The sequence below is a fragment of the Sulfitobacter sp. BSw21498 genome (assembly GCF_006064855.1).
Classification (GTDB): Bacteria; Pseudomonadota; Alphaproteobacteria; order Rhodobacterales; family Rhodobacteraceae; genus Sulfitobacter.
Genome location: NZ_CP040753.1, coordinates 17,256 through 31,704, shown reverse-complemented (window position 1 = coordinate 31,704; position 14,449 = coordinate 17,256). Strand labels below are relative to the sequence as shown.

The window sequence follows — 14,449 nt, the reverse complement described above, 5'->3', positions numbered from 1 at the left end:
ATGCAAGTTCAGTTCAGCATCGCCGAAGAGCCTGATGCGCACGCGCTCGAAAAAGGGCGCATGCTGTTCGCAGGCGAAACCTTGTTCGTAAAGGGCGTTGTCGCCATGGACGGTCTACCACCTGCTGACCGAATGGAGGTTTGTTTTGCAGGCCGCTCTAACGTCGGGAAATCTACACTTATAAATGCGTTAACCGGTATGAAAGCTTTGGCACGCGCATCGAATACCCCCGGTCGCACACAAGAAATCAACTTTTTTACAGCTGCCGAGGAGCATTACCTCGTCGACCTACCTGGTTATGGCTATGCAAATGCGCCTCTGCCCATTGTTGAGAAATGGCAGCGATTGCTAAAGCAGTATTTATCCGGTCGCCAGACTTTGCGACGTGCCTTCGTGCTGATTGATGCACGCCACGGCGTTAAAAAGGTTGATGACGAAATCATGTCATTGCTGGATAGCTCGGCCGTAACATTTCAATGCGTGCTGACGAAAGCGGACAAAGTTAAAGAAGTCGAACGAGAAAAAATTCTAGAGCAGGTGCGCGGCGCGCTTGCCAAACATCCAGCGGCTTACCCTGAAATCGTAGTAACCTCGTCTGAAAAGGGCTGGGGCATTCCTACGCTCCGTGCCATTATCGCTACGTTGGAGTAACGGTATCTCCGCGTTTACCGAGGCAGAGAATGAGAAAACGAGAAATGAACCGCGATTGGATCGCCACCGCGCGCACCCTGAGCCAAGCGCTCCCTTATTTGCAACGTTACGCTGACGCCACTGTTGTCATCAAGCTTGGCGGCCACGCCATGGGCAGCGATGACGCCATGGAAGAGTTCGCGCGTGATGTCGCCCTTATGCGCCAGGTCGGCGTGAACCCTGTTATCATTCATGGTGGTGGGCCCATGATCAATGATATGCTGGGTCGGCTGAATATCACATCCGAGTTTATCAACGGTAAACGCGTCACCGACGCAGCGACGATGGAAGTCGTCGAAATGGTTTTGTCGGGATTGGTCAACGCCCGTATCGTTCAGGCAATTACAGCGCAAGGCGGGCGCTGTGTGGGTGTATCGGGTAAGGATAGCGGGCTTATCATTTGTGACCAAGAAGACCCCGAGCTTGGTTTGGTCGGAGCACCGACTGAAGTGAACCCACGCTTGCTGCGCGATCTGGCGGATAAAGGTATTATTCCAGTGATTGCCCCCCTTGGTATGGGCCGGAATGGCGAAACGTTTAACATTAACGGCGATACCGCTGCTGGCGCTATCGCCGCTGCGCTAAAAGCAGATCGGTTGCTTCTTCTCACAGACGTTGCAGGCGTGAAAAATGCCGACGGGGACGTACTGACAGAGCTCACTGCGACGCAAATCCGTCAGATGGTTTCAGACGGCACTATTGCTGGCGGCATGATTCCCAAGACACAAACCGCGCTTGACGCAATCGACGGTGGCGTACGGGCAGCCGTCATTCTGGACGGGCGAGCCCCGAACGCCTGCTTGCTTGAGCTGTTCACCGAACATGGTGCTGGGAGTATTATCCGCGGTCAATAGCGGACCATTTATCAGTGTGTTACATATCGCTGTCTCCCCTGCTGTAGACACTCTGCCCCCTTGTTTATGCGACCGATAAATTAAGGAAACGTTGATGCGACGGCTTATTTTAATGCGCCACGCTAAAGCTGGCTGGCCGGCAGGGGTATCCACTGATTTTGATCGCCCTTTGGATGATAAAGGGCGACAAGACGCCGTAGCAGTTGGCCAGTGGCTCGTTGCAGAGGGCTACAGGCCAGATCTTGCGCTTTGCTCAGCATCTCGGCGTACGTCGGAAACGCTCTCTCTTTTGGACATCCCGACTGATGTTAAGCGAATCCTCACAGACCGCCTTTATCTCGCACATACGGAACGTTTGATGGCGTCCATACAGGGCGCTAAGGGAACCACAGTGTTGCTGGTCGCGCACAACCCCGGCGTGGCCGAGATGGCGAACCTGCTGCCCCGTGAGGGCCTTACAGCGCAACATTCGGGTGCCACTCCTCCTGGTGCTACGCTGGTGTTAACGTTCGACGTGGGCGATTGGAAGGATGTGCATTGGCATAGCGGCGAGATAGAGGCGCACATCACGCCCCGTATACTTGCACGGTAAATACAGAATGGGCGGGGGAAATCCCGCCCTTCTAGCTTAGTGCCCTAGAATCTGGCTAAGAAACAGCTTGGTCCTCGGGCTTTGAGGGTTGTTAAAGAACTCTTCAGGTTCATTCTGCTCAACGATTTGGCCCTCATCCATAAAGATGACCCGATTGGCGACCTGTCGCGCGAAACCCATTTCGTGCGTCACGCACAGCATGGTCATACCTTCTTCGGCAAGTTCGACCATCGTATCGAGCACTTCCTTAATCATCTCAGGATCCAGGGCAGACGTCGGCTCATCAAATAGCATGATGCGGGGACGCATGCACAAGCTACGTGCAATGGCGACCCGCTGCTGTTGGCCGCCGGACAGCTGACCGGGGTATTTGTCTGCCTGATCAGGAATTTTAACCTTTTCGAGGAAATGCATTGCGATTTCCTCGGCTTCCTTTTTTGGGGTCTTTCGGACCCAAATGGGTGCCAATGTACAGTTTTCGAGAATTGTCAGATGGGGAAACAGGTTAAAGTGCTGGAAGCACATCCCCACTTCGGACCGGATTTTATCGATATTCTTGACATCAGAAGACAGCACGGTGCCATCCACTTCAATTCGGCCTTTTTGGTGTTCTTCCAATGCGTTGATGCATCGGATCAACGTTGATTTCCCCGACCCCGACGGCCCAGCGATAACAATGCGTTCCCCACGATAAACGGTCAGGTCGATATCCCGCAGTACGTGAAACGTACCATACCATTTATTCATGTTTTCGATGCTGATCGCGACCTCGTTCGAGACATTCAGCGCTTGTGCTTGTTCAGCCATGATTAAAGTCTTTCCTTAATGGTGGTCGGTCTGGAGTTGACGTTCCAGCCATTGTGAATATTGCGAGATGCCGTAGCAAACGACGAAGAACAGAAGGGCAGCAAATCCCCAAAGTTCCCAATAAACGCCGTTCCAATCCGTAGAGGCTAGGATAGGACCGCGGATCATCCCCACGAGATCGAACATCGAAATGATCGAGACCAGCGTGGTATCCTTGAACAGTCCGACGGCCACGTTCACGATACCCGGGATCGAGATTTTCAGTGCTTGCGGCAAGATGATCAGGCGCATCGCCTGAGCATAGTCGAGCCCCAGGCTATCCGCGGCTTCGTATTGTCCCCGTGGCAACGCTGCCAACCCGCCCCGGATCACCTCGGCAATATAGGCCGACGCGAACATCGTGATCATGATGATAACACGAAGGATCAAGTCAAAGTTTGTGCCCGGTGGCAGGAAGTAGGCCAAGACCACGTTAGCAACAAAGAGGAGCGTGATCAGTGGCACGCCACGGATAAACTCGATGAAAACAACGCAGATCAGCTTGATAATAGGAAGGCTCGATTGACGTCCAAGCGCCAGCAGGATTCCCAAAGGCAATGAAAGGGATACACAAATCACGCCCAGTATCATGTTGAGCATAAAGCCCCCCATGTTCCGCGAGGCGACCGGTTCGAGTGCCAGCACCCCCGAGAGTTGTGGCGTGATGAAGCTGAAGACCACCCACGCCACGCCGCCCGCAAGAAGACCGGCAAAAAATGCGCCAGCAAAGCTTTTCTTAACGATTCTGCTGTAGATCACATACCCGATAAGAACCGCCAACAGCGCTGACAGCGGCACGAAAAGGGATCCGCCCCATATCAGCCAGAATGCGATGAAAGGATATAGAACGGTAAAGAGGATAAGCCCGCGCGGCAAATTGCCAAACAGCACCGGTGCCACGGCGACAAACAACAGCACAAAGGCCGCCGTCGGGCGCCAGTACCCGTCTTGGGGATAGGCAATCCCGAAAAGCAGTTGGTTCCAGCGCTCAGTCAGGACGGAGAAGCACCCTGCCTGCGCCCCATCCAACACTTCGCGACATTCCCGGATATTGGAGGTCGTCCAAACGCCCCCCAGCAACCAGGGCAGGAAGCCGGAAAGGATCAGATAGATGACATAAAGCGCTGCGAGCGTCAGGATTGTATAAGGAATCGAAGAAAACAGACTTTCTCGAACCCATTTGACAGGCCCCTGTGCGGTCGAAGGGGGCGCGTTCTGTGGCAACATAGTGTCCCGCACATAAGGGACAGAGGCGGCGTGTGTATCTGACATCCTACCGTTCCTTCAAGCTGACAGAATTGTTGTAAACGTTCATTATTGCCGAGATCGACAGCGAAATCGTGAGGTAGAAGAGCATCAGCAAAAGCACGCATTCGATCGCGCGACCCGTCTGGTTAAGGGTGATCCCCCCCAACGTCGCAGTGATATCGGCATACCCAACAGCGATCGCCAAGGACGAATTTTTGGTGATATTGAGGTACTGGGAGATCAGCGGTGGGATAATTACCCGAAGCGCCTGAGGCAAAACCACGAGGTTCATGACACGCTTTGGACGTAGCCCGAGTGAAGACGCAGCCTCAGTCTGACCTTTAGAAATTGCCTGAATACCGGCGCGCACGTTTTCGGCGATGAATGCACCAGTGTAGACCGACAAAGCCAACCACAATGCGATCAGCGGTGCGCCGATCTGCAAACCGCCGCGAAAGTTGAACCCTTTAAGCTCGGGGTAATCTAACGCAATAGGGCTACCCATCACGAAGAACATTAAGATAGTTGGGACGAGTAGGATGGCGATTGTTGGCCAGCCCGTCGGCAATAGCTTGCCTGTCCGGAATAGAAGGCTGACGGCGTAGCGGCGGTAAATAACCATAGCAATGAACGAGAGGACAAAGGTCGCCACGACGATCATTGATCCAGGCCCCCAAACGGGCGCGGGGATGTAGATACCGCGGTTGGTAAAGGCGAAGGCGTCAAACAGCATGCTTGAAGTGGCGTTATCGCCGCGGAATTGATTTGGCGCAGGCAAAACGGCGGTCATCAAAGTGTAGATCATCAGAATCCAGATCAGCACCGGGATATTACGGAAAATCTCAACGTAAACCGACATCAATTTTGAAACGAGCCAGTTCTTGGACAAACGCGCCACACCGGCGATCACGCCGAGAATTGTCGCGGTTATGCAGGCCAGAAACGCCACAAGAAGGGTGTTGATGATACCGACCATCGCCGCACGCAGGTTCGACGATTGGCTGTTATAGTCGATTAATGATTGGTTGATGTCATACCCGGCAGGTACATTCAAAAACCCGTAAGAGATGTTCAATCCAGCTTCAGCAAGATTTCGCACCAGGTTAATGCCCAGAAAAGCCATCAACGCGATAAGCAAGATCAGCGCGATAAACTGAAAAGTATAGGATCTATAGCGGGTGTCGTTTAGCAACATCGACAGCCGGAACGAGCCCCGTTGAGGGTCGGACATTGTCGTCATCAGATTTTCCCTGTGTGCCGGACCTGTTATTCACGCATCATTCGATGTCGCGGGCCGGGTTTATTTTTGGCGTCTTAGAGGCGCAGAGGGCGCGGAAATGCTCCGCGCCCTCTGACGAATGTGTTTAGCGGAAAGGAGGCGCGTACATCAGGCCGCCATCTGTCCACTGAGCGTTCAGGCCACGTGCCAGACCGATTGGGGTTTCTTCGCCGATGTTCTTGGCAAAGATTTCACCATAGTTACCCTGGGAAGCGATAGCTTTCTTCGCAAAGTCAGCCTCAAGACCCAGCATCTCACCTAACGTACCTTCGGTGCCAAGAAGACGAGCAACCTCTGGGTTGGTGGTGTTTGTGGTCATCTCTTCGACGTTTGCCGATGTGACGCCCAGTTCTTCCGCCGCGATCAGAGCATACAGTACCCAACGGGTGACGTCGCCCCAATCGTTGTCACCGTGACGCACCAATGGGCCCAGAGGCTCTTTGGAGATGATCTCGGGGAGGATGATGTGCTCGCCTGGGTTCTCGAAGGTCGCGCGTGTCGCGGCCAGACCTGACGCGTCGGTTGTATAGGAATCGCAAGCACCGGCCAGATATTGCTGCTGGCCTTCGGCGTTTGTCTCGACAGGTACAGGCTCGTAGCTGATGTTGTTGTTGCGGAAGAAGTCCGCGAGGTTCAGCTCGGTCGTGGTGCCGGTCTGGATACAGACAGTCGCGCCATCCAGATCCTTGGCGGAAGAAACGCCAAGCTCTTTCGGTACCATGAAGCCTTGACCGTCATAGTAGTTAACGCCGATGAAGTCGAACTTGAGGTCGACGTCGCGGCTGAAGGTCCAGGTGGTGTTACGCGCAAGGAAATCGATCTCGCCCGAGGCCAGCGCGGTGAAACGGGTTTTACCGGTTGTGGGGACGAATTCGACAGCGTTCGGGTCACCCAGTACAGCGGCGGCAACCGCGCGGCAAATTGCGACGTCAAAGCCTTCCCACTCGCCATTGGCGTTGGGAGCGGCAAAGCCCGCCAGACCTGTGGTAACGCCGCAGTTCAGCTTGCCGCGCGCTTTGACATCGTCAAGCGTTGACGCAGCAGCAGCGCCAGCCGCAAGGCCGGCTACTGTTAGCGCACCAAAAAATACGGATTTATTCATTTTAACCTCTTCCTGATTTTCCGCCACGTTTTAGGGCGGCTCAACCGGCACCTTTTCGGTCCGGAGATATTTTGGCGGGGTTATCCCCGTCAGTGGAAGAGAGTTTGGGCGATGTTACGCCGGAACGTCAAGCCGCTGCGCCTAAAAAACGCTCACAACCGTTCGGATTGGGGTCACCGTGAAACCTATTCGGGCAAGCTCAGGTCAAACATCAACTTGGCGTGTAGAAAACTAGCCTTTTTCACTGCGGCCAACGCGTCGGCTTCGTCGTCATTGCCCCATTGTTCGGCCTGCCAAAGCTCGTCCAGGCGCGAAAGGTCCCAAATTGATTCCGCTTCCCTTGCGTCAAGCGCTGCTGCAAACCCCAAGATCAGCGATCCTGAAAGGCTGACAAGATCATGAAACGCCGCCAATTGGAAATTGTCGAGCGAATGGGTCCGTTTAGACAGGCTCGCCACATCTGATGGTGACTGCGGCGCGTGCATAATTCCTATTCGGGTCTGCAAGCGCACGCCTAAAACATCCTGCGCCCAACCTAGCATCGGGTCCCATCGTTCGGCCTGACGCGTCGCGAGTTCGGCCGGACTATCCGCACGATAGCACAGCAGGTCACAGTCCCCATATGCCGCCAACATATCCGCCACTTCAGCGTGTTGGGCCGCGACCTTATCGATCGCGGCATTGGCGGTTTTCGTCGCCGGCATGGTATCAGGTTTGATCACCCCGTCTTGCGCCTGCCATTCGTCAGCGATCTTCTCTGCCATGGCACGGGTCGGGATCACCAGCAAACGCTTCGCCGGTGTCTTGATCCCGCGCCCGTCCAATTCGACGGTAAAGCCACCGTCAGCTTCGAGGACGGCAGCGTCTTGCCAGAAGCGTTTGACCTTCCAGTCGCTCACCCCCAATCCTCCTCGAACGGGTCGGCGGGCACATCAGAAGGCACCCACTGGAAGGTGTCCCAGGTACGCGCCATATGATCAGGCAACGGCGCAGTCAGGTTCAAACGGGCCTTCGTTACCGGATGCTCTAGCGTCAAAGACCGTGCGTGCAGGTGCAGCTTCTTAGAGATGTCGCCCCCCAGTTGCGCGCCCCAGCCATCGCCCATGTTTTCCTGACCGGATCCGCCATATTTTCCATCCCCAACAATGGGATGCCCAATTTCCGCCATATGCGCACGCAGCTGGTGCGTCCGGCCCGTTACCGGGATCAGCGCCATCCAGCAGGTCCGTTTGCCAGCCTGCGCGAGGGTCGCATAATCGGTGGTGGCACGTTTGGCACCTTCGGTGGTTTCCATGTCTTTCGGATGCACGCAGTACATCTTTTCACCCTCGCCCCGGGCCCCGTGACCAAAGGCTTTGACCAAACCGAATTTGATCGTTCCGTTCCTCGGATGCGGCACGCCTGCGACGGCGGCCCAGTAGATTTTGCGGGTCTCGCGGTGACGGAACGATGACGTCAGGGACGCAGCAATCGACCTTGTCCGCGCCATGATCAAGACGCCCGAGGTATCCTTGTCCAAGCGGTGCACAAGGCGCGGCTTTTCATCAAGCTCGAACATCAGCGCATCGGCGAGCGCGTCAACATGGCGGTCTGACTGGCCAGACCCGCCTTGCACGGGCAATCCGGGCGGCTTGTTCAAGGCAATGATATGATCGTCGCGATATATGACGCAGGACCGGATAAATTTGGTGTCCGCGTCAGAAATACGTGTCCGCTTGGGCGGCGGTGGTGCCTCTGCGTCGGGCAGCGGTGGGATGCGCACGGTTTGCCCCACTTCTAGCCGGGAGGAGGCTTTGACCCGCCCACCATCAACGCGAATATCGCCCTTGCGGCACATCTTTTCAATCAGCCCTTGGCCAATCAGCGGAAACGTCCGTTTGAACCAGCGGTCCAACCGCTGATCCCCGTCGCCTTCTTCTACGTCCAGATGTTGAACCCGGCTCATGCAAATACCCCTCTGGCCATCATAAGGCCCAGCATTAATCCCAGCACTGATAGCCCGACGGACAGTGCCATATATATCCCTGCCGCCCCGATCTGGCCGCGCTCGATCAACGTTACCGTCTCAAGCGAAAACGACGAAAAGGTCGTAAAGCCGCCAAGCACACCGGTCATCACAAAAGGGCTAAACTGCGTGAGCCCTTTGTGTGCAGCAAACACTACAAACAGGCCCATAATAAACGACCCGATGATGTTGACCGTCAAGACCGCCAGCGGAAAATCGGACGGCCCGGTCAGCCGCATCGCTGCGACACCGAACAGATACCGCAGGGAGGCGCCGATCGCGCCACCCATGGCTACAAGTGACAGGGTTGAAATCATCTGCGGTCTCTCACGGTTCACGCCCCGAATGTCAAGTTTTCCGCGTTGCCCGCAGCTTTTCGAAATAATCGACCCGTTTTTTCAGATCCCGTTCAAAGCCGCGTTCGACAGGTTGGTAAAGCTGCGGCCGCTCCATCCCGTCAGGAAAATAGTTCTGCCCCGAGAACCCGTCCTCGGCGTCATGGTCATAGGCGTAACCCGCGCCATAGCCCTGCTCTTTCATCATCTTGGTGGGCGCATTCATGATATGTTTTGGCGGCGGAGAGGACCCCGTCTGCTTCGCTGCCCGCCGCGCCGCCTTATAGGCCACATAAGCGGCGTTCGATTTCGGGGCCAGCGCCAGATAGGTCAGCGCCTGCGCGATCGCCAATTCCCCCTCGGGGGATCCAAGCCGCTCGTAGGTTTCCCACGACTGCAAACATACAGACTGCGCTTGCGGATCAGCGAGCCCGATGTCCTCGACGGCCATGCGCGTGATGCGACGCATCAGATACCGCGGGTCTTCGCCACCTTCCAGCATACGCGCCAGCCAATAAAGCGCGGCATCCGGATCGGAACCCCGAACGGATTTATGCAGCGCAGAGATGAGGTTATAATGCGCATCGCCCCCTTTGTCATACTGCGCCGCCCGCCGCATCAGCCGCGCCGACAGCGCCTTACCGTCAAGCTTTCCGTCCACCTTCCACGCGACGACCTGTTCAATCAGGTTGAGCAAGGCACGCCCGTCGCCATCTGCCATCTCCAGCAGGTTTTCCCGCGCAGGGCCGTCCAGGGGCAGCGTCCGCCCGAGCTCTTTCTCAGCCCTTTGGGCCATACGTTCCAGATCAGACAGGGGTAAACGCTCAAGCACCAGAACCTGCGACCTGCTCAGTACAGCGGCGTTCAGCTCGAAGGACGGATTCTCAGTCGTGGCCCCCACGAGCAAGATCGTCCCGTCCTCCATATGAGGCAGAAACCCGTCTTGCTGCGCCTTATTGAAACGATGGATCTCGTCGACGAACAACAAGGTGCCCTGCCCGTTTTGCCGCCGGATTTTCGCAGCATCAAAGACTTTGCGTAGCTCGGGCACGCCGCTGAATATCGCGCTGATCTGGACAAAATGCAGGTCTGTCTCATCCGCAAGCAACCGTGCGATCGTCGTCTTGCCGACGCCAGGCGGCCCCCAGAAAATCAACGATCCCAGCGACCCCGAATCCAGCATCACGGTCAACGGCGCGTCCGGGCCCAACACCTGCGACTGGCCGATCACCTCGGCCAAGCTTCGTGGCCGCAACCTGTCCGCCAGTGGGCGGTGCCCGCTTTCTACAACAGGCGCGTCAGAGCCGAATAGATCCGCCATTGTGCTACACTCGGAACTGCAGCGACAGTCGCTGCACGCCGCGCTGTACGACCATCGACACCTGACGGCTTCCTGCCATCTGGTCGCTCACGTCCGCAGGCGTTGCGACCGTTGCACCATTTACCGCGAGGATCACGTCACCCTGTCGCAAGCCGACGCGCGCGCCATAGGGCCCGCTATCCATAACTGCAACACCGGTCACCTCAAGCGGCAGGTTCAATTCAGCCATCACCGCAGGGTTGATCCGCGCGAGCGTTAACCCCGGCAAAAGGCTACTTTTATCCAGCGCCAGCGTCTGTCGCGGCGGTTCATCTGGTGCTGCGATCAAGGCCACAGCGACCTCAGCCGTTTTGCCATCCCGAAGTCGGGTAACGCTCGCCTGCGCGCCCATGCCCGCCACGCTCATGCGATAGATCATCTCGGCGGGGGTATGGACTTCTTGACTGTCAACGGCGGTGATCACATCGCCCACAGCCACACCTGCCTGCAAAAACGGGCTTGCCGGATGCATTCCCGACACGATGATGCCACCGGGGCGATCCAACCCCAAGGGGCCAGCCATATCCGCATCGACTGGCTGCCCGCTCATCCCCGCCCACGGACGGGTAAATTCAGCCGCCCCTTCGCGCGCCTGCGTCATGAACGCCGCGATCAGATTCGCCGGAATAGCAAAGCCGATCCCGTTGGACCCGCCCGACCGGGTCAGAATAGACGTATTGATCCCGATCAACCGCCCCTGCACATCTATCAAAGCACCGCCCGAATTGCCCGGATTGATCGGCGCATCGGTCTGGATGAAATACCCCTGCCCGCCGCCGTTCATCCCGCCCGATCGCGCAAGGCCAGACACAATGCCACTACTTACGGTTTGCCCGACCCCGAAAGGGTTCCCGATTGCAAGCGTAAGCTCCCCTACCTCTACCGTGTCACTGTCGCGCAACGGCAGATGGGCAAGCCCGGCCACGTCATCAATCTTCAGGATCGCCAAATCGCTTTCAGCATCACTCAGCAACACACGGGCCGAGAACTCGCGTCGGTCGGCCAGTACGATACGGATGTCGGTGGCCATACCAACGACATGATAGTTCGACACGACAACCCCGTCCTCAGACAAGATCACACCGGACCCAAGAGAGTTCTGGACACGCGGTCTCCCCGAATCAGGTCGGCGGAAAAACCGTTCAAAAAACGGATCCGCCTGCAGCGGCGTTCGGCTTTGTTCTACGATGGTACGTGCATAGATGTTCACCACAGCCGGGGCCGCTTCGTGCACCAGCGGCGCAAAGCTCAACTGTATCTGCGCGGGGGAACTTGGCACAGTCTGCGCGGCGACGGGAAAGGACAACACGGTCAACAGGATCAGGAGTATTCTCATACCCTCAGATATGCGCAGCCCTTCGCGCTTGCGCAACACCCATGTTCCAAATGGGTCTAAATCCTCGCCGCAGGCATAAAAGCAAAAAGCCCCTGCGCAGGCAGGGGCTTCTAAAATTCGCGACAAAAGCTGATGGCTTTAGTCTTCCGCAACCTCATAGGCCGCTACGCGTGCCTTATCGTTTGCACCCTTCGCGTCGCGGTCGCGATCTACGAACTCGATGATGGCCATAGGTGCCATGTCGCCATAACGGAAGCCGGCCTTCAGGACGCGGACATAGCCACCCTGACGGTCTTTGTAGCGTGGGCCCAGGATGTCGAACAGTTTGGCGACATACTGGTCTTGCTTCAGCTTGCTTGCAGCCTGACGACGCGCGTGCAGGTCGCCGCGCTTTGCCAATGTGATCATCTTTTCGATGATTGGCTTCAATTCTTTTGCTTTAGGCAATGTTGTTTTGATTTGCTCATGCTCGATGAGCGAGCCCGCCATGTTCGAGAACAACGCTTTGCGGTGTTCATGTGTACGATTCAGACGGCGGTAACCACGTGCGTGACGCATTTTCTAGTCTCCAATTTGATGCCCTCTACGGGCGGTTTTACTTTGTCTGGTTGGCGTGCGTAGCGCCAACTCTCCTTGGGGCAGGTGCCCAGTCGTATTGACGGGCGGGACCAACCCCACCCGTCAAATCTCTTAGAACGAATCCTCGAACTTCTTCGCGAGGTCTTCGATGTTGTCCGGCGGCCAGTCCTCGACGTCCATGCCAAGGTGCAGACCCATGCCCGACAACACTTCCTTGATTTCGTTCAAGGATTTGCGGCCAAAGTTCGGTGTGCGCAGCATTTCTGCTTCGGTCTTCTGGATCAAATCGCCGATGTAGACGATGTTGTCGTTCTTCAAGCAGTTTGCCGAACGGACAGACAATTCCAGCTCATCTACTTTCTTCAGCAGCAGCGGGTTGAATTCCAGACCGTCGTCGTCGTCTTGACGCGATGCGGATTCGGGCTCGTCGAAGTTGACGAAAATGCCCAGCTGGTCCTGCAGGATACGCGCGGCAAATGCCACGGCATCGTCAGGCGAGATGGAGCCGTCGGTTTCGACCTTCATCGTCAGTTTGTCATAATCAAGCACCTGACCTTCGCGGGTCGGTTGCACGTCATAAGACACTTTTTTGACCGGCGAATAGATCGCGTCGATCGGGATCAGGCCGATAGGCGCATCCTCTGGCTTGTTCTTATCTGCCGCAACATAGCCCTTGCCGGTGTTAACCGTCAGTTCCATGTAAACGTCAGCATTGTCATCCAAGTGGCAGATGACGTGATCGCGGTTCAGAATTTCGATACCGGCGCTCTCAGAGATGTCACCGGCAGTGACAACACCTGGGCCTTTAGCAGAGATCGACAGGCGCTTGGGCCCTTCGACTTCCATGCGCAGGGAAACGCCTTTGAGGTTCAGAACGATGTCGGTGACATCTTCACGAACGCCAGTAACGCTCGAAAATTCGTGCAAAACATTATCAATTTGTACGGAAGTAATGGCAGCGCCTTGCAGCGACGACATCAAAACGCGACGCAGCGCGTTGCCCATTGTCAAACCAAAGCCACGCTCGAGCGGCTCGGCAATGACAGTCGCTTGACGTGCGGGGTCATTGCCCGGCTTCACGTCCAACTGCTGTGGCTTAATCAATTCAGCCCAATTTTTGTGGATCATACGTCCCTCCATTCCTGTCCTGCGCCCCATGTCCAAATGGCGAAGAACTCCCGAGGTTTCAACAAAGCAGTAAGAGGCCGAGCGCGAACGCGCGGCCCCTTTTGTAACTTAAACTCTTAAACGCGGCGGCGTTTCGGAGGGCGGCAGCCGTTGTGTGCCATTGGGGTCACGTCACGGATGGATGTGATGTTGAACCCGGCAGCAGCCAGAGCGCGCAGGGCGCTTTCACGGCCCGAACCGGGGCCTTGCACTTCGACTTCCAGCGTTTTTACGCCGTGATCTTGAGCTTTTTTGCCTACATCTTCAGCAGCCATCTGAGCCGCATAAGGTGTCGATTTACGCGACCCTTTGAAGCCCATGGTGCCAGCGGAGGACCATGCAATTGCGTTACCCTGAACGTCGGAGATCAGGATTTTTGTGTTGTTAAAGCTGGAGTTCACATGCGCCACACCTGCGGCGATGTTCTTGGAAACCTTACGCTTCGTCTTTGTCTTTTCGCGTGCCATTGATCAGACCCTCCCTTACTTCTTCTTACCAGCAATGGCCTTTGCAGGGCCTTTGCGCGTACGAGCGTTGGTGTGAGTACGCTGACCACGAACCGGGAGGTTGCGACGGTGGCGCAAACCACGGTAGCAGCCAAGGTCCATCAGACGCTTGATGTTCATCTGCGTATCACGACGCAGGTCACCTTCAACGGTGTGGTTTTCGTCGATGAATTCGCGGATCTTCAGGATTTCGGCATCCGAAAGTTCGTTGATACGACGGGTGGAATCGATGCCAACAGCTTCGCAGATTGCAGCTGCGGAGGAGTTACCGATACCGGTGATATATGTCAGGGCGATTGGAACCCGCTTTGCAGTCGGGATGTTTACGCCGGCAATACGTGCCACGTGGGTGCTTCCTTTTCGTTGCGGGTCCGTCATACCAGACCCTTTTTTCACAACGTGAAGCCCGAGGCGTTTGTGCCGTCGGGCTCCAGCTGATCAGGTGTTCATGCGCAGGGTATGATCGGTGCCCGTTGCAATTCGATTCTCATACGAGATACGGCTGGTTATGGGGAATTAACCGGCGCGTCAACCCATAGCGACGGCAGAG

At 56.2% G+C, this 14,449-nt stretch carries 16 protein-coding genes and 1 pseudogene; 4 read left to right on the top strand and 13 right to left on the bottom strand.

Annotated elements, in window-relative coordinates; all coding sequences use genetic code 11:
- From yihA to E5180_RS15850, 4 genes and pseudogenes are all read left to right on the top strand, one after another.
- Entirely contained in the window at positions 1 to 651 is a 651-nt protein-coding gene (yihA, locus tag E5180_RS00230; RefSeq protein WP_138922630.1) for a ribosome biogenesis GTP-binding protein YihA/YsxC, read from the top strand.
- Positions 652 to 680: 29 nt separating this feature from the next.
- Positions 681 to 1,544, top strand: a complete 864-nt coding sequence (gene argB / locus E5180_RS00225) for an acetylglutamate kinase (RefSeq protein WP_171048877.1) — start codon at positions 681 to 683, stop codon at positions 1,542 to 1,544.
- A gap of 94 nt (positions 1,545 to 1,638) precedes the next feature.
- Positions 1,639 to 1,866: pseudogene (locus E5180_RS15855) on the top strand (SixA phosphatase family protein); the annotation flags it as partial.
- Between the two features lie 36 nt (positions 1,867 to 1,902).
- Positions 1,903 to 2,136 carry a hypothetical protein gene (locus E5180_RS15850; RefSeq protein ID WP_254700585.1) on the top strand — a complete coding sequence of 78 codons (234 nt, stop codon included), beginning with the start codon at positions 1,903 to 1,905 and terminating at the stop codon, positions 2,134 to 2,136.
- Positions 2,137 to 2,172: 36 nt separating this feature from the next.
- On the opposite strand, the gene E5180_RS00215 is transcribed toward E5180_RS15850, so the two are convergent.
- From E5180_RS00215 to rpsM, 13 genes are all read right to left on the bottom strand, one after another.
- On the bottom strand, positions 2,173 to 2,943 hold the full coding sequence (locus E5180_RS00215) for an amino acid ABC transporter ATP-binding protein (RefSeq protein ID WP_093731797.1): 771 nt from the start codon (positions 2,941 to 2,943) through the stop codon (positions 2,173 to 2,175).
- A gap of 15 nt (positions 2,944 to 2,958) precedes the next feature.
- Positions 2,959 to 4,254, bottom strand: coding sequence for an amino acid ABC transporter permease (locus E5180_RS00210; RefSeq protein ID WP_138922627.1), 1,296 nt, complete (start codon positions 4,252 to 4,254; stop codon positions 2,959 to 2,961).
- A 1-nt stretch (position 4,255) separates the two neighbouring features.
- A complete protein-coding gene (locus tag E5180_RS00205) occupies positions 4,256 to 5,470 on the bottom strand; it encodes an amino acid ABC transporter permease (RefSeq protein ID WP_138922626.1) in 1,215 nt (404 codons plus the stop codon).
- Positions 5,471 to 5,594: 124 nt separating this feature from the next.
- Positions 5,595 to 6,611 (bottom strand): amino acid ABC transporter substrate-binding protein, encoded by a 1,017-nt coding sequence (locus E5180_RS00200; RefSeq protein ID WP_138922625.1) that lies wholly within the window; start codon positions 6,609 to 6,611, stop codon positions 5,595 to 5,597.
- A gap of 185 nt (positions 6,612 to 6,796) precedes the next feature.
- The gene (locus E5180_RS00195; RefSeq protein ID WP_138922624.1) at positions 6,797 to 7,510 is read right to left on the bottom strand and encodes an ATP12 family chaperone protein; all 714 of its coding nucleotides are present in this window, start codon (positions 7,508 to 7,510) and stop codon (positions 6,797 to 6,799) included.
- Positions 7,507 to 8,556 (bottom strand): RluA family pseudouridine synthase, encoded by a 1,050-nt coding sequence (locus E5180_RS00190; protein WP_138922623.1) that lies wholly within the window; start codon positions 8,554 to 8,556, stop codon positions 7,507 to 7,509. The genes E5180_RS00195 and E5180_RS00190 overlap by 4 nt, the downstream gene beginning before the upstream one ends.
- Positions 8,553 to 8,933 (bottom strand): fluoride efflux transporter CrcB, encoded by a 381-nt coding sequence (gene crcB, locus E5180_RS00185; RefSeq protein ID WP_093731791.1) that lies wholly within the window; start codon positions 8,931 to 8,933, stop codon positions 8,553 to 8,555. Before crcB ends, E5180_RS00190 begins: the two co-directional genes overlap by 4 nt.
- Before the next feature lie 31 nt (positions 8,934 to 8,964).
- Positions 8,965 to 10,272 carry a replication-associated recombination protein A gene (locus tag E5180_RS00180; protein ID WP_138922622.1) on the bottom strand — a complete coding sequence of 436 codons (1,308 nt, stop codon included), beginning with the start codon at positions 10,270 to 10,272 and terminating at the stop codon, positions 8,965 to 8,967.
- Positions 10,273 to 10,276: 4 nt separating this feature from the next.
- Positions 10,277 to 11,647, bottom strand: a complete 1,371-nt coding sequence (locus E5180_RS00175; RefSeq protein WP_138922621.1) for a trypsin-like peptidase domain-containing protein — start codon at positions 11,645 to 11,647, stop codon at positions 10,277 to 10,279.
- A gap of 138 nt (positions 11,648 to 11,785) precedes the next feature.
- Complete coding sequence (gene rplQ / locus E5180_RS00170; protein WP_005849785.1) at positions 11,786 to 12,205, bottom strand: 50S ribosomal protein L17; 420 nt, start codon at positions 12,203 to 12,205, stop codon at positions 11,786 to 11,788.
- 132 nt (positions 12,206 to 12,337) lie between these two features.
- The gene (locus tag E5180_RS00165) at positions 12,338 to 13,354 is read right to left on the bottom strand and encodes a DNA-directed RNA polymerase subunit alpha (protein ID WP_093731788.1); all 1,017 of its coding nucleotides are present in this window, start codon (positions 13,352 to 13,354) and stop codon (positions 12,338 to 12,340) included.
- A gap of 116 nt (positions 13,355 to 13,470) precedes the next feature.
- Positions 13,471 to 13,860 (bottom strand): 30S ribosomal protein S11, encoded by a 390-nt coding sequence (rpsK, locus tag E5180_RS00160; RefSeq protein WP_008226467.1) that lies wholly within the window; start codon positions 13,858 to 13,860, stop codon positions 13,471 to 13,473.
- Positions 13,861 to 13,875: 15 nt separating this feature from the next.
- Positions 13,876 to 14,244, bottom strand: coding sequence for a 30S ribosomal protein S13 (gene rpsM / locus E5180_RS00155; protein WP_138922620.1), 369 nt, complete (start codon positions 14,242 to 14,244; stop codon positions 13,876 to 13,878).
- Between the last annotated feature and the right edge of the window lie 205 nt (positions 14,245 to 14,449).